15 protein-coding genes and 1 pseudogene are annotated in these 18,435 nt (G+C 62.4%); 7 read left to right on the top strand and 9 right to left on the bottom strand.

The genetic code is table 11. The annotated features are described in order from the left end of the window. Positions 1-114 precede the first annotated feature (114 nt). From AC1RUS_RS11270 to AC1RUS_RS11260, 3 genes are read right to left on the bottom strand one after another with little or no spacing between them, the layout of a single operon-like run. The gene (locus tag AC1RUS_RS11270) at positions 115-1,017 is read right to left on the bottom strand and encodes a TniB family NTP-binding protein (RefSeq protein WP_492916026.1); all 903 of its coding nucleotides are present in this window, start codon (positions 1,015-1,017) and stop codon (positions 115-117) included. Then, positions 1,014-3,212, bottom strand: a complete 2,199-nt coding sequence (locus AC1RUS_RS11265; protein ID WP_492916024.1) for a TnsB C-terminal domain-containing protein — start codon at positions 3,210-3,212, stop codon at positions 1,014-1,016. Before AC1RUS_RS11265 ends, AC1RUS_RS11270 begins: the two co-directional genes overlap by 4 nt. Beyond that, positions 3,209-3,898: a Tn7 transposase TnsA N-terminal domain-containing protein gene (locus AC1RUS_RS11260; RefSeq protein WP_492916022.1), complete on the bottom strand. Its 690-nt coding sequence runs from the start codon at positions 3,896-3,898 to the stop codon at positions 3,209-3,211. Before AC1RUS_RS11260 ends, AC1RUS_RS11265 begins: the two co-directional genes overlap by 4 nt. Positions 3,899-4,967: 1,069 nt before the next feature. Between AC1RUS_RS11260 and AC1RUS_RS11255 the strand changes: the two genes are divergently transcribed. Together AC1RUS_RS11255 and AC1RUS_RS11250 are read left to right on the top strand one after the other, a co-directional pair. Further along, positions 4,968-6,062: a hypothetical protein gene (locus tag AC1RUS_RS11255; RefSeq protein ID WP_492916020.1), complete on the top strand. Its 1,095-nt coding sequence runs from the start codon at positions 4,968-4,970 to the stop codon at positions 6,060-6,062. A gap of 75 nt (positions 6,063-6,137) precedes the next feature. Beyond that, positions 6,138-6,910: pseudogene (locus AC1RUS_RS11250) on the top strand (IS5 family transposase). Positions 6,911-7,283: 373 nt separating this feature from the next. On the opposite strand, the gene AC1RUS_RS11245 reads toward AC1RUS_RS11250, so the two are convergent. Continuing rightward, complete coding sequence (locus tag AC1RUS_RS11245) at positions 7,284-9,221, bottom strand: P-loop NTPase fold protein (RefSeq protein ID WP_492916018.1); 1,938 nt, start codon at positions 9,219-9,221, stop codon at positions 7,284-7,286. 1 nt (position 9,222) lies between these two features. Between AC1RUS_RS11245 and AC1RUS_RS11240 the strand changes: the two genes are divergently transcribed. From AC1RUS_RS11240 to AC1RUS_RS11230, 3 genes are all read left to right on the top strand, one after another. Next, positions 9,223-10,176 (top strand): hypothetical protein, encoded by a 954-nt coding sequence (locus AC1RUS_RS11240; protein ID WP_492916016.1) that lies wholly within the window; start codon positions 9,223-9,225, stop codon positions 10,174-10,176. Between the two features lie 109 nt (positions 10,177-10,285). Next, on the top strand, positions 10,286-10,669 hold the full coding sequence (locus tag AC1RUS_RS11235; RefSeq protein WP_492916014.1) for an MmcQ/YjbR family DNA-binding protein: 384 nt from the start codon (positions 10,286-10,288) through the stop codon (positions 10,667-10,669). Between the two features lie 89 nt (positions 10,670-10,758). Further along, positions 10,759-11,286: a hypothetical protein gene (locus AC1RUS_RS11230; protein ID WP_492916012.1), complete on the top strand. Its 528-nt coding sequence runs from the start codon at positions 10,759-10,761 to the stop codon at positions 11,284-11,286. Here the strand turns inward: AC1RUS_RS11230 and AC1RUS_RS11225 are convergent. Both AC1RUS_RS11225 and AC1RUS_RS11220 read right to left on the bottom strand, forming a co-directional pair. Then, positions 11,283-12,371 carry a hypothetical protein gene (locus tag AC1RUS_RS11225; protein ID WP_492916010.1) on the bottom strand — a complete coding sequence of 363 codons (1,089 nt, stop codon included), beginning with the start codon at positions 12,369-12,371 and terminating at the stop codon, positions 11,283-11,285. The two genes, AC1RUS_RS11230 and AC1RUS_RS11225, sit on opposite strands and share 4 nt — an antisense overlap. Continuing rightward, positions 12,368-13,387 (bottom strand): YiiX/YebB-like N1pC/P60 family cysteine hydrolase, encoded by a 1,020-nt coding sequence (locus AC1RUS_RS11220; protein WP_492916008.1) that lies wholly within the window; start codon positions 13,385-13,387, stop codon positions 12,368-12,370. Before AC1RUS_RS11220 ends, AC1RUS_RS11225 begins: the two co-directional genes overlap by 4 nt. A gap of 61 nt (positions 13,388-13,448) precedes the next feature. Here AC1RUS_RS11220 and AC1RUS_RS11215 point away from each other — a divergent pair, with 61 nt between their 5' ends. After that, on the top strand, positions 13,449-13,577 hold the full coding sequence (locus AC1RUS_RS11215; RefSeq protein WP_492916006.1) for a hypothetical protein: 129 nt from the start codon (positions 13,449-13,451) through the stop codon (positions 13,575-13,577). Here the strand turns inward: AC1RUS_RS11215 and AC1RUS_RS11210 are convergent. The 3 genes from AC1RUS_RS11210 to AC1RUS_RS11200 all read right to left on the bottom strand — a co-directional run bounded on the left by AC1RUS_RS11210 (position 13,574) and on the right by AC1RUS_RS11200 (position 16,000). Further along, entirely contained in the window at positions 13,574-13,720 is a 147-nt protein-coding gene (locus tag AC1RUS_RS11210; RefSeq protein ID WP_492916004.1) for a hypothetical protein, read from the bottom strand. The two genes, AC1RUS_RS11215 and AC1RUS_RS11210, sit on opposite strands and share 4 nt — an antisense overlap. Before the next feature lie 157 nt (positions 13,721-13,877). Next, positions 13,878-14,966 carry a hypothetical protein gene (locus AC1RUS_RS11205; RefSeq protein WP_492916002.1) on the bottom strand — a complete coding sequence of 363 codons (1,089 nt, stop codon included), beginning with the start codon at positions 14,964-14,966 and terminating at the stop codon, positions 13,878-13,880. Between the two features lie 326 nt (positions 14,967-15,292). Beyond that, the gene (locus AC1RUS_RS11200) at positions 15,293-16,000 is read right to left on the bottom strand and encodes a hypothetical protein (RefSeq protein ID WP_492916000.1); all 708 of its coding nucleotides are present in this window, start codon (positions 15,998-16,000) and stop codon (positions 15,293-15,295) included. A 63-nt stretch (positions 16,001-16,063) separates the two neighbouring features. On the opposite strand from AC1RUS_RS11200, the gene AC1RUS_RS11195 reads away from it, so the two are divergent. Beyond that, positions 16,064-18,433 carry an ATP-binding protein gene (locus AC1RUS_RS11195; protein ID WP_492915998.1) on the top strand — a complete coding sequence of 790 codons (2,370 nt, stop codon included), beginning with the start codon at positions 16,064-16,066 and terminating at the stop codon, positions 18,431-18,433. The last annotated feature ends 2 nt before the right edge of the window (positions 18,434-18,435 follow it).

Here is an 18,435-nt window from a genome sequence, read left to right as displayed (position 1 = left end):
AGTTCCAACTTGCCAGACGCGTGGTGAACCCAAAGTAGCTCTCTCCCTCGTATGGCTTCAGGGGGAAGAGCACGCGGCCGTCATCGACGATGACAGCCGGACCATCGGTCGTTCTCACAGGGCATCCTCCTGCAAAAACGGGTTCTTGCTGGTAAGGCCGTTGGGAATGGCCCAGCGATCGACTGCGAGCGCGAGGTCTTGCCATTCGATCTGTTCCGCACCGCGGCGGAGCGCGATCTCAAGCGCCACGGTGAGGAGGCGCGACACGCGGCCGATAACGCCGTCGGCGACCAGAAAGAGCCGTGTGAGAATCGCGGGATCTGCCAGTCCGCTCGAATTGGGCAGGATTCGTTTTTCAACGAGGGCCTGATCCAGCAGCGTGACGTATCCGCTCAACAGGCTGCGATCGGCCTGGACTCTGAGGTCGAGCGGCTCGAAGTCGCATGGAGATATCAGGCGACTAGAGAGCTGCACGTTTCGAGTGAAGAGATCCTCAGCGTCCTTGGTTCCTATGAAAACGATCGGCACCACCCCTTCGTCCAGAAGACGCTTGAGGCTGTCGGTCACGTCGTTCTTTTCGTAGACGCGATAGTTGAGGTGCTGGGCCTCGTCGATGATCAACAGAAGGGTTGCGAAGCGCTGAAAGCATGCGATCACGCGCTTCTTTAGGGCCTGCTCATTGCCGTGGGCCGCGTATGAATCCCCGAAATATTCGAGGATGGAGATCATCAGCTTCTTGGCGGTCGCGGCCCGCTCAAGCGCCACATACACGATCGGAACGCTAGTTTGGGTTCTGGGATTTTTAGCTTGATACTGCCGGATGAAAGATAGAGCGGCGGACGTTTTGCCGGAGCCAGATGGCGCCAGCGCGCGCATCCCCTTCTGCGGCCGCCCACGCGTCGCGATGCCCAGCTCCAGCAGATACTTGCACTCGTTGTGGAATGCGATGTGAGGCGGGTAGGGCAGGTAGATCTGATCAAAGAGCGCCATTTTGGCGACGATGCGTTCGGCGCTCATAGGTCCGCCTCCTTCCATGAGGAGAGGTCCACAGAGAAATCAGGCGTGCCGCCAGTCTCGGGCTTTCGCTGATCATTCACGCGGGTGGATTTGCGACTGGGAGGTTTGGCCTTCGGCTTTTTCCTCGGCGCTGGCCGGGATGGCTTTTGCCCACCATCGCTGCGATCAGCGGCCATGGTCTCGTGGGGAATGAGCACGGGCGACAGGCCATCCGGCCGCGACTGCGCGTAGGCGATGGCGATGTCTGGGCTAAGCTTGGCGCGTAGCTTCGGCGAATTGCTCAAGCGGGAGAATGCCCTGAGCTCCTTACCGCGTAGCTTTGGCCCCATCTCCTCGAGTTTTTGGATCAGCTGGGCCTGAACGAGCAACCGGTCGTGTTCGCTGCTGAAGCTGAGCCCTTTGAGCTTGGCCCACTCTTGCAGTTTTCTGTGGTGCCATAGAGATACCCCGGCCGCGTATCTCTCTTGGTCGCAAGGCAGAGTGACGTATCGATTGGTGACTTTATTCCAGACGTGGATCTCGGCAATGTTCGCCGGATTGTACTTTACCTTCACCCGAGCGGTTGCAGAGCCCTTTCTTCGTGCTCTCATTGGTTCCCTGGGGGCGAGATCCTCCAGCAACCCGGCGACCTCCTTAGGGTCGTGATAGATCAGCCCGAAGAGTTCGACTCCAGAGCGGGTAACCAGACAGGGGTGTTTGGTCTTTCCCAGCAGTTTGTCGAGTTCAGAAGGGTCGTCTAGGACAGGTATTCCATCGTGGAGCGCACTTGTTTCCCAGACCTGAGCTCTCGGTATGTGCTCTCGGTCTGGAGGATTGATGTGGTGGATGACCAAGGCATCCCATATCAGTTCTTCGAGTTGATCGAGGGTGAGAACTGCATCCTTAAACGGATCGTAGCCAAATTCTCGCAGGAGTTCGGGTTTGAATATACCGCCTGGCAGTTTTCGGTTTAATATTGTGTTCAGTGTTCCGAAGAAGCGCTCGACAATCGCCTTGTAGGTTGGTGAAGCGATTGGCGCTAAACGAAGAGAGGGGCCCATGTCCGCGACACTGTCGTGCATCGATGCGCCGGCAAACTCCTTGCCATTGTCAAAAAATACCTCGTCAAAGTATCCAAATATATCTCTCAATATCGGAAACTTAGAAGCGCTCGATAATAGGTTCGTCTTTGGCTGGTTAGCGCGCTTGATGCACTCGATTACGGAGTGAATCGAAGGCGGCTCAAATGAAATGTAAAATCCAACGATGCACCCGCTGAAGACGTCAGCGACTACGGTGAGATATGGCCGACCAGCGGGCAGCATGTAGTCTGCATCGATTACAGCGACGCCATCGAGCACCGTGTGATCCATAACGCCGATCTGAAGAATTCTGGTGGCTTCAGTCCCTTTGCCGCACGGCTTGAAGCGCATACTGGCTGCGCGGGCGCCGTATTTTTCACGGACGGTTTCATAACACTCAAGCCCGCGAACGACTTGCCGGAACCACTCGTCAGAGGGCTTTTTTAGAGGGGGCAGACCCTCCAGCTTACGCTTGCCGTTGCTTTCGATGATGGCGGCAACGCAACGGGCATAGGCATCGTCAATCAACCATCTCCGACTGGACCAATACCAAAGAGCGGCCTCGTGCATAACGGCGTGGATGTCTGATGGCAGACGCTTCTTGCGCTTAACGCGTCCCGCTCTCGATACCATAAGGCTGAGGTGGCGTTCGCCAGGTGCGCCTCGCTCATCAAGCCATCGACGAACGCTCTTGGGTGAGGGTTTTCGCGGAAACCTTGCCGCCAAATCTGGATCTGCGCCCCAAAGGCGGGAGATCGCCAAGCCGACGGCGCGATCGCTGCGCGGAAGTTCAGGAAGTCGGTCCAAGGCCGTTAGTACGCGCAGGCGGAGTATGGACTGCGGATCTTTCTGCTGGGCGGTTTCAAAATCAATGTCTTGGAGCGCCGCTTGGCGGCGCTCGAGCGGGCCGGAGAAGTCACGCTCTCGCTTCAGGTCGCCGCCGGCGTAGGCTTCTACCGCCCAGTCGGTGGATGGGGCGCAGGGTGAGCCATCTTCGTCTTCGACCTGGAAGGCGCTCAGCGTGTCTTCGTCGCGAAAGAACAGCCGCCCATTACCCATCTCGCACTCAAATCGAATGCGCCTGCCGCGAAATGACCAAGTCTCTCCGGCCTTGAATCGGATCAAAATGCTCATCTCACCGCACTCCCGAAAAGGGTCGGGGGCGCGTCACCTATTAGGCTCGCGCAGCTGTCTCGGGAGATTGGCTGCGCGATGTCGATCGCGAGCCGCCGGCGAACCATCATCGATTGAAGGGTCGCTAAGCCGATCTGCCAGTTTTCCCAGAGCTCGGAGAGGCGACCAAGGGAGCTGCGCCCACCATCCAGCCTGATCCGCTCGACCGCTTGATGCGCGCGCAACGCGTCAACGACCGCGTGCCGGCGTGACTGAACGAACTCCACGTTGGCGTGGATCGCCGCGGGCTCGAAAAGTCGCCGGCGGGTAACAATCTTAAAGCGCCAGCCTAGCTCCAGGCAGAGCTCTCGCACGCGATCAAGCTTTTGGACGTAGTCTGCATCTCCAAGGTTGTTGCGATCCCCCTTGGCCTCGATGACCTCGACGGTCCCGTCGTCCAACAGTCGCGCGCAGTCCGCAACGTAGATGCGCTTCTTGCCGTCCATCACAAACTCGAAGCGGAAAGGCTGAGAGAGGTAGTCCACCACGCGGGTGTCCACCTCGCAGTACTTGAGGAGCGCGGCCTCGTTCATGCCCTCGAAGGGAAGGGCGCGGCCGGCTTTTCTGCTGTTGTAGAAGCCGGTGACGATAACCCGGCGACCGGTCAGGACGCTGCGCATTGAACTGCCGTCGGGCGTGACGACCAAGGTAGCCGATGCCGGCTCGATTGAGCCGGCAGGTCCGCAGCGCGGCCTTTTGAGTGATGCGTGGATCGTGTCTCGCAGGGACGCCCGCGACGACAGCGATCGCGCCACTGGCTCCGAATTTGGTCCGAAGTGGCTAGGTGAGTTCTCGTTCATTTGGTCCTCTCCTGTTTTCGAAGAGGCGGAGCACCGACGTGTTTCAAGGATCGGCCCAGCAGGGCCGTTGACTCCGTCGGTTTGTGGGGAGAGAGTTCCGCTCGCTGCTAACGCGTTACGGATTCGCTCCGGAACCGGCGCCCGGGAAAGTTCCAGCTTTCTCGGGCCCAGCTTCTCCGCCAGGTGGCGCGGGGTTTAGCTCGGCCTCATCGATCTTCCTTTCACACTGATTGCGCTTGGCGCACGGGATCGCTGTCTCCGCGCGTGAGCGTCGAAGGTCAGTCGATCCATCCAAGTGGTGTGAATTCAGATTGAAATTTTGAGTCTTTGCAAGGCAATGTGCAGCGAGATTTGGCCTATGCCCCATGGGGCATAGCTATCGGTGCTTATCACGTTTTGCCGAAGTACTCAGTAAATAGGCCGAGAAGATGGTCTCGGGCGCCAATTGCTCTGAATGAACTTTAATCGTTCGATTAGACATTGAATTTTCGAGAATCGACGCACGGGCGATTGGCCAATTTGATCAAGCGCTCGCTACTGTATAGCCAGATGGATGATCTGGCCCCACGCGGCGAAAAGGCGGCAAGAGCATTGCGACGGCCTGGGCGTGTTAGTGCTTTCAGTCGCCCCGATCTGACGCATCGCCGACTTCGGAAGGTCTGCTTTCGGGCGGCGGCCAAGGCGCATGTCTCGCTCATCCCGCGACCGGCGAGGCCTGACTCATCGCTGACCTTGGTCAGGTCCGCTTTAGGAGGCACCACGTTCGTTCGAATCGCGGCCGGCGCGCCAACACGACATGTTCGTCCTCGTCCTTGAACTCCCCCGTCTTGGCCGATCGCTTGTTGAAGTGGTGCTCACCGATAGCCGCTCTCAAGTGGGCTGGACCGCCAACGGCCTAGCGTCGACAATCCCATCCATGAGCAATCGCCACCGACGCCAACGTTTTGCGCCGCCGCCGCCTCACGAGACCATCGTGCAAGGTCTTGTGGAGAGCGCCTTTGAGTTTCTAGACCGTGCCATCGCCGAGTTTCAGGACAGCCCGAAGTTCTCGACCATTCACTTTGCGACGGCGGTTGAGCTGTTTCTCAAAGCCCGGCTGATGCGCGAGCATTGGGCGCTGGTCGTCGATAACCCCGATAGCGCCCAGCACAACGCCTTCCTGCAAGGGCAGGCCAAGACGGTCACGCCGCGCCAGGCGATAGGCCGACTCAGAAACATCGCCGGCGTGGCGATTTCAAAGGAGGCTGAGCAGGTCTTCGATACCATCTCCACGCATCGCAATCGGATGATCCATTTCGTCCACGGCGCTGAGCCGGGGTCCGACGCCCAACAGGCCATCGCGCTAGAACAATGCCGGGGCTGGTATCACCTGGAGCGGCTGCTCTCTGACTGGACCGGGCAGTTTCCCTGGGTGGCTAGGAAGGTCGGCGACGTTCGATTCGCCATGAAGGGGCATCGCGCCTTTCTTTCGGCCGTGTTCGAGGGCGTCCAGCCCGCGATCGTGGAAGCCAAGAAGAAGGGTGTGAATTTCCGGGCGTGCATGGGATGTGGGTTCGCCGCTGCACGAGTTACGCCGATTTCGGACGAAGTCAGCGGGCTGCATTGCCTGGTCTGCGAGGTTGGCGACACCTTGGTCACGATCGAATGCCCGGGGAAGATCTGCGGTGAGATGCTGAAGCTCACCGCCTGGGGCGGCTCCGACCACGCCTGTGAGACCTGCGGGCACAAGCTCGACGCCGAACAACTCGCCGAGATTCTTGACACCGAGAACGTCGGGCCGGACGACTACATCGACTTCAAGGAGAAGAACTGCGCCCACTGCACCGGCTACCACACAGTCGTGCAGCATCACGAGCACTACATCTGCAGCGCATGCCTGGCCGCCTCGGACACGATCGGGGTCTGCGGATTCTGCACCGAGATGCAATTGGGCGGCGGCGATCTGGAGTTCAGCTACCAGACGGGCTGCGAGTTTTGCGAAGGGGCGGCCGGCTGGGCCAGGGACGACTAGGGCCAATCCACATTCAGGGATTCACGCGATGTGTGATGCGTGATTCATAGGTCTCCGCTTTGGCGGAGGCATGTGATGGGTGTGAAACGGTACGAACTGAACGAGGCGCAGTGGGCGCGTATCGCACCTTTGCTCCCCGGCAAGATAGGTGATCCCGGACGTAGCGGCGCCGACAACCGGCTGTTTGTAAACGGGGTTTTGTGGGTGCTGCGGTCGGGCGCATTTTGGCAGCATCTCCCAGAACGCTATGGCAAATGGAAGACAGTCCACGCCCGCTTCACCCGGTGGGCGAAGGCTGGCGTCTGGGAAAAGGTGTTCGACGATCTGATCAAGGATCGGGACAACCAGTATCTGATGTTGGACTCGACTTTGGTCCGGGCCCATCAGCAGGCGACCACCGGCCGAGGTTCGGGCTCAAAAAAGGGGGTCTCGATCCGGCTGTGGGGCGTTCCCGAGGCGGACTGATCACCAAGGTTCACATGGCCTGCGACAGCCTCGGGCGACCGGTTCGCTTGCTCATCGCCCCGGGCCAGAGCCACGACATACTCGCCGTACCGGTCCTCCTCCGCGGCCACAAACCCAAGGCCGTCCTCGCCGACCGGGCGTATGACGCTAACAGCCTACGCCAGCATCTCGACGAGATCGGCGCGCTCGCCGTCATCCCTTCAACCCGCTCGCGCAAGGCGCCCATCCCGCACGACCCGGTCGTCTACAAACTCAGAAACCGTGTCGAGCGCTGCTTCAACAAGCTCAAGCACTTCAGGCGCTTCGCAACCCGATACGACCGCTTGGCAGCTCACTACCTCGCCTTCGTGCACTTGGCCGCCATCATGCTCTGGCTGCGCTGAATGTGGATTCGCCCTAGCCCAAGTCTGACGTCGCCGCTTGGACGCCGCTCTCTTGGGTGCGACCCTGCGGGCTAGCCTCAAAGACGAGCTTTGTGGCACGCCGCCGGTTGCTCGACGCCGCCTCCCGCCCGCGCCGGGCGCGGGCTCCTGTGCAGGCTTCATTCCTCTTGAGCGGGCACCGGTGCGCCTGCGAGGCCGGTCCGACGGGTTGCCGACTTGGATAAGGCGCCGCTCGGAGCGACGCTAATCGTGGCCGTGTTCGGCCTCTCGGCTCGCGGGGCCGTTGCACAGAATTCAGCGCCTTGGTCCCTGGCCAACCAGACCCGTTTACGACCCTGTATCCGGGAGGGGCCTTGACCGCCGAGCGTGGGTTTTAAGCGCCGGTGTCTGGTGCCGGCTCGGGGGTGTCTTCGGCTGCCCGAAGTTTGGGGGCCAGGATCCAGGTCACATTCTCGGTGACGCGCTTTTTATCGAAGACACGCAGGGTTTTGGCGCGATCCAGGAGCGCCTGTTGTAACGCCTTGGCCCAAGGTAGCTCCGCCGCCAACTCTCGGCGTAAAGCGCTGTGGTCGTATCGGTTGGCCAAGCCAAGCAAAACCTCGCGAAACGCCAGTGGATCCAGCTCGATGAGAGCAGCCGCGAACGCATCAGCGTCCAGCGTCGCTAAGACAGGGGACCGGGCGAACCGGGCCTCAGCGCCATGCCTTGGCGCGATTTGATGGATGAAGGCGGATGGGTCGGCCTTGAGCATCTCGACCAGGGTAGCGGCCTGCTCAGGATGGCGGTCCTGTTCAGCCAGGACGCGCTCTTGGCTCAGGTAGGCCGATAACGCCTGGAACTCTGGAGTGTCCTTACCCTCGAAGCCGAGACCATAAGCTCCCGACTGCCCCACCAGGTCGTCCATACTGTCGGCTGGAGCCTCCAAGCGGTTGGAAGACCTCAAATCGTCGACATAGCGCCGGCACTCGTCGAGCGCTTCCTGCAGCGACCAGGGGGTGACCTCCAGGCGGCTAAGTTTCAGAATCTGGCTGAACACGTGAAGGATCTCGGGAGAGCGAACGAATTCGCGCGCCTCGAACTGCGCCAGTAGTTTGGTGGCCGCAGCCTCGACGACAGACGCCTTGCGTTCGCTCGAATACCACACGGTCCGCCAGGCCGGCTCTTCGTCCGTGACGAACCATGAGCTCTTGTCTAGCGCGGCCGCGAGCGCGGCCTCGTCAACCAAGCCGTTGACGAGGATTTCTTCGAGGAGATCATCGGGCAGGATCGAGTCATGAAGCGACACACCGGCGTACTTCTTTGCCGCCACCTGCAGCGGGCTTGGGGCCTTGTCGCCGAACAGGCTTCCAAAACGCGCCGCCATCCGTCCGTATAGATCGCTCGCTTGCAAATCGCCGGACTTGAGTTCGAACGCTAGCGGGAAGCAAAGCCGCATGAGCGCCTCAAGGGCTTCAGCCTTTTCCCGGTGTCGCGTGGCCAAGCCCCGATAGAGGCGTTCGAAATCCCACATCGTCTGCTGCAGGATACGCAGGTTCTCCGTTCCGGATTGGTCGTGGAGACTGCGGATCTCCGATTTGACGGACCCCATCCACGTTCTGGCCGCCTCGTCATCTATCTGCGTCAGGAACGCCTCGAACGCGGCGTCGAAGTCCGGCTTGATGGCAAAGGTCCGGCCGATGACCTTCTCCTTGGCCGCCAAGTAGGACGCACGAACCTTCCGCTTGAGGAGCGGCGTCTCGTTGGCCAGGACAATGACCTTTCGACCTTCCCGCTCGACGAAGTTGTTGATGTAGCCGAGCGCGTCCTTGATGGGCATGCCGCAGCGCTCAAGGTCATCGAAGACATAGGCGGTCGTGTCGGATCCCGAGGCCATGGTTGGAACGCGATCGAAATCGGTCCGCACGGCCCGGACAGGATCGCCATGTCGTGGGCGCTCATTGACGCGCGGCTCGGCCAGCCACGGATAGCGCGCCAGCGAGAGGGCCTGGTCGATCTCATGGCGGCTGGCCAGCCCGTAGAGGCTGATCCTAACGATCCTGGGGCCGCCACCATCCTGGGGCCACGCTTGGTTTGAGATTAGGTAGGTCTTGCCCACACCCCAAGGTCCGGTCAGAAGCACGGCGAAGCCCGGCGCGTGGGCGGCGCTCAGGTACTGTTGGAGATATCGCTCCACGTGGCCATTAGGTGTTTGAGTGATCATGACTTCCACCGCCTCGCGATCGCTCTCTAGATTGGCCCTGACTGCAACGGAGGTCTCAATGCCAGGAAAGATGGTGCGCCGACAGGCCCGATCGTGCTGGAGCCTGGCCATTATGGCCCTGGTTTGCGGCCTGACGGTCGCCGTGGCCGTGTCAGCCCGCTCTGACGAGCAGGCCGTGTCCGGCGTGCCGGACGTCCCCGCCACCGCAGTGCAAAAGGTCAACGCAACGCCCGGCAAGGCGCAAGCCGGTGTGGGCCGCGGCGAGACCAAGGCCAAGACGCCCGCGAGGCCACCTGCAAAGCCGGCGCCGCCCCCGCCGCAGGCGCCCAAGGAACAGCCTTACAGGGCCTATCCGGACCTGACGAAGATCGAGTGCTACAACGATCCTTCCCACGACAGCGCCGACCTCTGCGCCCAATGGCGCGCGGCCTTGGCCGCCGAACGCGCGGTGAAAAACAGTGACACGGCCAACACCATAGCCTGTTGGAGTCTTGGGGTCGCCGCGGTAGGCTTTCTGGCTCTGCTCGGCGCCTTGGAACTGTCCAGGCGATCCAATGCCGACAACCGGAAAATCGGCCAAGCCCAGACGCGTTGCTATCTTTCGTTCGAAGCGGTCCAGCTTTTTATCGACGACGCCGATAACAAGCCGCGCCTGATGGTGGCCTTGCGGAATAACGGCGCCTCGCCGGCGCTTGACGTGACCTGGTCGGCGGTTCTGACCTATCGCGTCGCAGCAACTGGCAAAGGTCGCGGCAGCCAGCCCTTCACGTCCGGCGCCTTCAGCGCGACGATCGCCCCGAACACCACCCTGGACCTGAAGAGGGTCACTTTGGATTTCCCGCTCACCCCCAGTGAGCGCGCGGCTGTCGTGCAAGCCGGTCAGAGCTTGGGCATTGACGTCGCCGTCACCGTCTCGGCGACCGATGTTTTTGAAACGATCGTGACCGTTGAAGACGTCTTCTCGGGGGCAATCCATGACGTAGACATCTGGATGGCCTTGGCTCCGGCTGGACACCAGCCGGTCCGGTCGGTCGGAGCCTCGGTGAAGGCTTCGCGCAAGCGCTGATATCGCGCCCGGAGGCGCTTGCGACCGCTCCTGACGTGACGTGCCGGCAGTTTTGCCGTCACGGCGCGACTCATGGCCTTCAAGGACATCGCTCCGCGTGAGGATCGTCATGACGCCTGAAGCCTTCTCCGATCTTGCCCGTAGCCTGGGAACCGGTGTCCAGGTTCGTCCGGTGCTCGACGCGGTTCAGTTTCGGATCGGTGACAAGGCCTTCGCCACCCTGGGCTGGCCCGCGGCCGGCTGGGCCGTCCTCAAACTCAGCCGCAGCGACCAGGCCAGGGCCATCGCCCAGAGCGACAACGTCACCGTCGAACCTGGCCGTCGCCGCGCCACCGGCGTGACCCTGGTGCGTCTGCAAGGCGTCGACGCCGATCTGATGGCCGAGATGCTGGCGGCCGCCTTCAGCGAGGTCTATGGCGCGGATCGGCGAAACCGGCGCGCGGGGCTAGATCAAAAGCGCCTGTACGCATGCGGCGAAGCGAGGGTGCGATAATGGACCTGTCCCAACGCTTGGCCAAAGGCGGACCCTTTCGTGGCATGGCGGAGCCGGGGGCGCGGCGTGACCCTGGGCGCTTCGACTGCATGGTCGAGATCAATCCCTGGACCGACGAACCGGACGATTTGGCGGCCATGCTCTATCGTGGCGTCATCGTCTCGGCTTGGGGCTTCATCGAGACCCATCTGAATCACACGATCATTCGCTGTTCGTGGCATCCGGCCTACAGGCCGTTGCTGGCCAAGTACCCCCGCATGCTCCACGACCGTCTTCAATATCTGCGCGCGGTCCTGAATGCGCCCGGACCGCTCCAGCCCTATCGCGATTTCGGCCTCAGCTTCCTGGAACGCTTCGAAGCCAGCGCGTCCTTGCGCAACACCATGGCCCATGCCCGCATGCAGTTCACGCCGATGGGGATCCGGTTCACCGAGGTTGGTCATTTGAACGGCGCGCTGCGCGAGCGCTACAACCACGTCCAGCCCCAGGCCATGATCGGGCTAGCCCGGCGCGCCACCCGGCTCAGCCGCCTTTGCCAGCGCGTGGTCGTGCATATCGACGCGCGTGGCTTGCTGCCGCGTCAGTCGTCGGTCGCGCCCGAGGCAGCGGAGGTCTAGGACCTGCCAGGCCCGTCATACGGATCGGCGAAGTGGGTCGAGAAGTAGTCGATGACCTCGGCCGCCTGCGTGCCCTTGCGAAAGCGCTTCTGCGTGTCGAAGTCGATGTCGGGGATCATATGGATGAACTGGTCGGGCCGGTAGAGGCTCAGCACCGATAGCGGATCCAGGCCTCCGGTCCGGTGGCCGGTCAGGGTGTTGGCCGCCTCCAGCGCGGCCCCGATCATCACGTCAGCCAGCTGCACGGCTGGGCTGGTCTTGGAGTCGACCTGCACGACCTCAGTCAGCTTCAGCGGGAACTTGAAACTGGCGATGTCCGACTGACGCAGCTCGACGGCTTGGTCATGGTCGATGAAGCGCTGGATCAGGGCGTGGTAGGTGGCCAGGTTCTTGGACTGGTCATGCTCGACCCGGTAGGGGCCCTGCGTCATGGCTTCCATCCGCGAAATCAGCGCCTGCAGCACGATCAGCGCCGCATCCGTCGACACGCCTGGCGTGGCGATCGCGGTCAGGCATTCGGGCGCGGCGTATTGGGCCAGCGGTCCCAGCGCTTCGGGCAGTTCGCGCCAACGGGTGGCTCGGACGGCGGCGACGAGCGCGTCCAGCGTCTCCGGGGTCTTGTCCTTCACCGCGCGCTGGAAAGCAGCCAGCATTGCGTCGAACGCCGGCCCGTCTAGCAAGCCGGCGCCGGCCGCCATCAATAGCGAGCCCAGGGCGTAGTTCTGGCCGTCTTCGTAGAAGTTCAGCCCGCGCGCGTAATAGAAGGGCTCGACGGCGTAATCGAGGAACATCAGCGTCAACAGGTAGCGCTTGTCGCAGACATAGGTGACGCACTTGTGGGACGTCAGGACGTCCTGCATCAGGGCCAGCAGGCGCGGGTGGTTCGGCGGCCGGCGCGAGAGGGACCGGTACTTCAGTTCCTCGGCCTTGAGTTTGGGGAAGTGGGCCTTGATCAGCCGCGCGGCCTCGTCGTCCTGGATCGCGATCGCCGCTGCGCCTTGGAAGCGCTGGTCGGCGTTGAGCAGGTCAAAACCGGTATAGCCGCCTTCATCGATGCGGAAGCACTCCATCGGCGGCGGCGTCATTGGCCGTACCTGGACTTGGCGATCAGGCTGGCGAAGAAGCGCGTGTTGCTGGTGTGCAGTCGGGCGTGGGCGACCCAGAACGGCCAGGAACGGCGCGCGGCGATTGCCGCCGATTGCTCGGCGTTGTTCTTGGATCGCTTGTGGCTGACGGCCCAGTTGCGCACCACCTCCAGGGGCGCATTGGGAGCGCGGGCGAGGAGATCGGCCTTCAGCTCGGCGGTGAAGAACGTGTAGTAGCCGCCGTCCTTGAGAACCTGGTGAACGCGCTGGGCCAAGGGGCGTCCCAGCGTCGGGTCGCAGACCGCGAAAAGATGGACGAGGTCCGGCAAGCCGCCTGGCGGCCACGGCGCGGTACCATGGCTGGCTTCCAAAACGCCGAGGTCGGCCGCCACCGTCTGGAAGGCGGCCTGGGCCAGGAGGTTTTCCCGCTCCATGGTCGTGTCGGCGTAACCGACCGCACGATCGCTGGGCAGGTCGAACGGTGCGGGCAGGAGCGGTGCCAGCGTCACCTCGGCGAAGGCGGACGACTTCTCCAGGCTCGCGGGCGTAATGCGGTCGGGGTCCCCCAAATCGTGCGCGCCGGCGCGTTGATAGGCTTCGGCCACCAGCTGAGAGCAGAAGAGCGCGACGTTCTCGCTGGGACGGAACGGCGTCACCGACGCGATCGCACCCTTCAGATTATAGGGCCGGAAGACGAGATTGCGCGCGAAGATCACGGCTGCATCGGCGATGGCCGCACTGCCCTGGCCATGACCGACATAGCGGAGCACGCGCCAGCGCGAAGGATCGTCGATCACTACCCGCACCACCGAGATCGTTCGCGAGCCGCCCTGGACCGCCTCGATGAAGTCGCCGCCGTCGACCAGGATTAGGGCGTGGCTGTAGTCGCCGCCCGTCGCCGCGGCGATCAGGTCGCTCTGCTTGCCTTCGGCGCGCTCGAGAACGACATCACCAGGCCGCAGCCGGCGGGCATCGAAGATCCAGCGCTGAGGGGCGAGGGTGTCTGACTCGGTCATGGGGCTGGGCTGCTAAAGGACGGCGTTACGCCTAAGCTAGACCGGGGCGGGACCCACGGCCATGGCCCTCGACCACGACCTGGAGGCCTTCAGTCTGGGCCTGGCCCAGGCTTACGGCATTACCCCGCAGATGATCGCCGAGGAGATCGCAACTGATCGCGTGGGCCGCGAGACGAATCGGCCGGACTAGGCGGGCAGCAGGCCGCTCAAGGTCTCGATTCGGCCTGGCGGATTGTCGCGGACCGCGGCCCAGACCGTCTCGGTCAAGAGGTCCTGGTAGGCCGCCAGCGTCGACCTTGCCTGGAAGCAAGCCAAAGGCAGCTCCTGGCGCATTGGAACGAAGATCTTTGAGGCGGATAGCAAAAGGGCCGCGCCATGCCGGTGCGGCCCGTTTACCTACCTGTGGATCAAAGCGACCAAGAACTCGACTGACCGCAGGATGCCTGCGATTCCTAGCAGAATATCAATGCCCGCAATGGCGCGGTTGTCGCTAGTCCATCAATAGTTCGATGCTTGATATCGAAATCCCTGGTCGAACGAGTGCTGCCTCGGCCTCACCGCTCTCGGGCTTGGGCGACTTCATCCTTCCGTCGACTGCCGGATAGGCGTCCTGGAAGAGCGCCGTCCGCCCTCCGCCCTCCTGTAGTTCGCTGAGTAGTCCACTGCTTACGCCTTGGCGCAAGCGGGCCCGGCGATAGATGCGATTTCCCGCGTCGAGCGGCCCGAGAAGCGGGACTACCGCCTCCTCTCCGCGCCAAGTCTCGCCATTGGACTCAAATGACTGCAGTCGCGCGGTGTCCTCTCCAATGGCACCTTGAACCCGGTCGCGTTGACCCGGCCCCTCCAGCGCAGGCAAGCCCGGTCGGTCGATCTCGGTGATTGCCACTGATGTCCGGAAGGCACCGGCCGCCCCCAGCAGTCGGCCCACCTGCATGCGGATGAGCGGTTCGCGCAGTTCCTGGAGTTTGATGGTCGAAGAGATTTCGACGGCCTCTTCCTCCTCTGGAGCCGGATCCATCACGGTCGTCTGCGCGCCGCGGGAGCTAGTTTCCAATGTGAGCAGCGAGCCCACCACGAGTCGCTGGCCGACTACCCTCCGCTCGGTAGCGGGGGTGCCGAAGACCAGGGAGCGTTTCTGATCTTGGCCGGAAGCCATTGCCTTCGCGAGCGCGGAGTCGGAACTCTGTGTTCCCTTGACCTCAATGATGTGCGTCTTGCCTCGCTGGTCCATTGCGGCGAAGTCCGCCATCTTCATCGAGCCAACCTTTGGGGGCAGTCCACTGGACGATGCCAGCAGCCCGAGGCTGTTCATACGGTGCAGAAAGGCGCGCCCGTCGACACAGGCTGCATAATCGAACGCGCTATAGAGCACGGACATTCCGAGGCCGACGCCGAAGTCGTCACTCGCGATTGCCTTCTGATGCGCATCGACTTCTTTCCAAGCGCTTCGGAATTTCAATTGCGGGCTGTCCGAGATGGCGTGCAAATACCGCAGAAGCGGCCACATCCTGGCGACACCGGACTGAATATTGAGCACCGGCGTCGTGTGCTCGCCAATACGGAGCAGCAACTCAAGCAAGTGAACGGGATACGGCCCTCGCAACGCCGCCAGGGGGCGTGGGAGAGGGTGCCTGAATTCCGGTGGCTGAGACCGCCAGCTCGGCGTGTCGATGTGAACCGCGATGGCGCGATTAAAGGCGCTCACTATTCCCCCGGCGTTGCGACGATCCCAATGGAGAGTGGATCGTCGGCTGTGTGTTGGCTAGGCGGCTGGTTGCGCCAGCGCGAGGCTAAGAGGCCTTCGAGGCCTGGGAGCTCGATTGGCAGGATTGGTTACCTGAATGTCGTCTTCCTGGAGGTATGCCAACGGCAGAAAATGGCGCTAGCCAGCCAGAGGGCTATGCTTCAGCCCGTGAGCTCGGAACCGCCCGCGTCGTCTACCAGACGATGGAGACCTCGGCGAAGCGCGTCGTTGACAGATTCGACTGCGCTGCGGACAGCGAACCCGAAGTGATCATCAAGCTCGTCGCCGATTAGAGAGTAGGGCTCAGGGGCCGCGCGCAAACCATAGTAGGAAATCACGTAGGCTTCGGCTGTGTCGACCGATAGGCCATTAGATCTGGCGTAGTCGGCCAAGTGCATCTGCGTGCGCAACGCCTCGCCCACGACCGCCCGCTTCTTGCCGGCATCGTATACGCCGTTTCCTCGCGTGACGTTGTAGGCGCGGATCCGCCTGGCGCTCGGCTCGTGTACGATGAGATCAACGGGAATGGTTCGCTCACCCTCGCCGTACGCCAGAGCTAGGGTTCGATAGGCCACGGGCGGAAGCCGCCGCTCGAGAGCCTCACGCGAAGCCGGCGAGAGAGCGAACTTGTCCTCGGTCCAAACAGCGTGGCGACTGGAATCCTTCAGGCGCTCCAGGATCGCCCGTCCTAGTATTTGGCCATGACGCTTGTAGGCCGAGCCGATGATGCTGGTCAGGCGCGAATAACGCGCGCCGCTAAGTGGATCGGCTCTGAAACTTGTCGCCGCTAGGCGGCCAAGCGTGGCCTCCAGCACCGGACCCATGCGAGCCATGTAGGGAGCCAACTCCTCGTCGCTGCCGTCACTCATTTCCGTTCCCACCCGTCCCGCGAGTTAGGCTAGCATCCACTCGCGTTCATAAGCGAGATCATGATGACTGACACCGCGCCGCCCGCTGTCAACGAAGAGGAGTTCGATCTCTCGCCGTCGCCACGGGTCCTTCCCATGCTTGGGGAAATCAACCTCGAGCAGTGGCGATGCGTGGGCGAGTTGGTTGATAACGCTATCGATGGTTTTCTCCACGCCGGGCGTCGCGGCGAGGCGATCGCCGACCCCTTCGTTCAGGTGAACCTGCCCGAGGCCGATCGCGAGGACGCGGTCGTTCAGATCATCGACAACGGTCCGGGTATGTCGACTGAGGATCTAGCCAAGGCCGTGAAGGCCGGCTGGTCGGGCAATAATCCCACCGACAATCTTGGCCTTTTCGGCATGGGCTTCAACATCGCCACCGCGCGCCTGGGCCTGACCACCGAAGTCTGGACCACCCGCTCCGGCGACGCTGAATGGCATGGACTGGAAATCGACTTTGATCGTCTGCAGCGGCAAGGGAACTTTCGCACCGCTCACCTGACTGGGCCCAAGTCCGACCCGTTGGCGCACGGCACGAGGATCGTCGTTCGTCGTCTCAAGCCGGCCCAGCGTCAATGGCTGGCGAAGTCCGCCAACCAGGCACAGCTGCGCGGTCGCCTGTCCCAGGCCTACTCGGCGATGCTGCGGCCCGGCGGGTTGCCGCTAGAGTTCAAGCTCTATCTCAACAACAGGATTGTAACGCCGCGCCGGTTCTGTCTTTGGAACGAGGATCGCTCCGCAACCCTGCCGGACCTGGGCGAGGTCCACGCGGTGATGCCACTGAACTATCCTCTTGGCGACCGGCTCCACTGCTCCTCGTGCATGAATTGGATCCCGGTCACCGACCCAATTCCGTCGGTTTGCCCAATCTGCGAAAGCCGCGAATCCCTTCGCCGCCGCGCTAGGCGGATCCATGGTTGGATCGGCCTGCAACGCTATGCCGACGTCATCGACTACGGCCTCGATTTCGTAAGGAATGGCCGCAAGATCGAGCTTGGAAGCAAGGATCTCTTCGTCTGGCGCGGAGACAACGGTGACGAGCCCGAATATCCCATCGACGATCAGAGTCGCCGCGGTCGCCTCGTTGGAGAAATCCATATCGACCATTGTCGGGTGAATTTCGCCAAGGAGCGGTTTGATCGTTCCGACCCGGCCTGGGAGGAAATGGTTAGGGCTATCAGGGGGGAGGGGCCTCTCAGACCGGAAAAGGCCCGCGAGCTCGGCTATCCGCCCAATCTTAGCCCCTTGTTCCGGCTATATAAGGCCTTTCGGCGTTTGCGCCCGCATAGCAACGTCGCTGGCGGCTTCACCCGTCTGCTCGTCTGCCCAGAGAACGCCATCGCCAAGGAGCTTGGGCAGAAGTTTCATGCGGGACATCCGGACTTTCAGACCGACAAGCACTGGTGGCGGTTGATCGAAGAGGCCGAGCGCCGTCTGCTGAGGGAGGACCCCTCCGTCGAGGCAACGGACGACGACGATATGCCCCCTGGGCTGCTCGGCGATCTGGTCGATGATCCCGTCGTCGATCTCGGTGAGGCGGCTCCTCCTCCCGTCGAGGTCGTCGACCACCGCAAGGCTCGCGTGGAGAGCCCGAGCCTGTCGCGCAGTTACGTCTACGCAACGATCGGTCAGACCTTCACGGTGAAGGCCTTCGAATGCGCGGTCCAGGACCCGGACATTGCGCCAGACGCCGCCTGGACCCTGGTCATGGGGGACATGGCCACGCGCACCTACCACTTCCTCTATCGACCTAGGTCGGAGGTATTCCGTTCGATCACCCTGACGCCATTGGACGCGTTGCTGCTCGAGCTGGCGATCCTCTCCAATGAATACGTCCGCAACGGCGCGACGCCGCCAACTCTAGCCGCGATTTTGGCGTCCCTCCGTGCCGCCTATGCCCAGACCGCAAGTTTGGACGGACGTGTCATCGCGCTCGACGCCAACGACGCCTTGGCCGGCATGGCTGAGGCGGTGCTGCTCAACGCCTCGACCGAGGACCGCGCGCGCCTCTTCGACGCGCTCACGGTTGATCAGCAGGGCGAGGTCATGCGCGCTCTGGCGCGCAAGGGTGTCGCTCCCGCCGGCGCGGTCGGAGACGGCTCCTTCCTCACTGCAGCGCCGCGTGGCGTGCTGGGTCGTTTGGTCGAGGGCTTCCCGGCGCTGTTCTTCGACGGCGCCTACTGGGACACGGCCTACGCGGTGCTCGACTATGGTGATCCGCAGCTCACTGACCGGGCCCGGCAACAGGTCGTCGATCGCGCTAAATCGCTAATCTCCGACGCCACCTGGCTGGCTGAGGCTGACGCAGCCATGCTTGGAGCGGCGCGCAAGGAGGATCTGGTGCGAGGACTAATGTCGGTCGCGTTGCTCAGACCCGATCGGGAAGTACTTTGAGC

It is taken from the genome of Caulobacter sp. GW821-FHT10F06, assembly GCF_058809215.1.
Note: the sequence above shows the minus strand (reverse complement) of the source record. Positions and strands in the feature narration are given on the sequence as shown.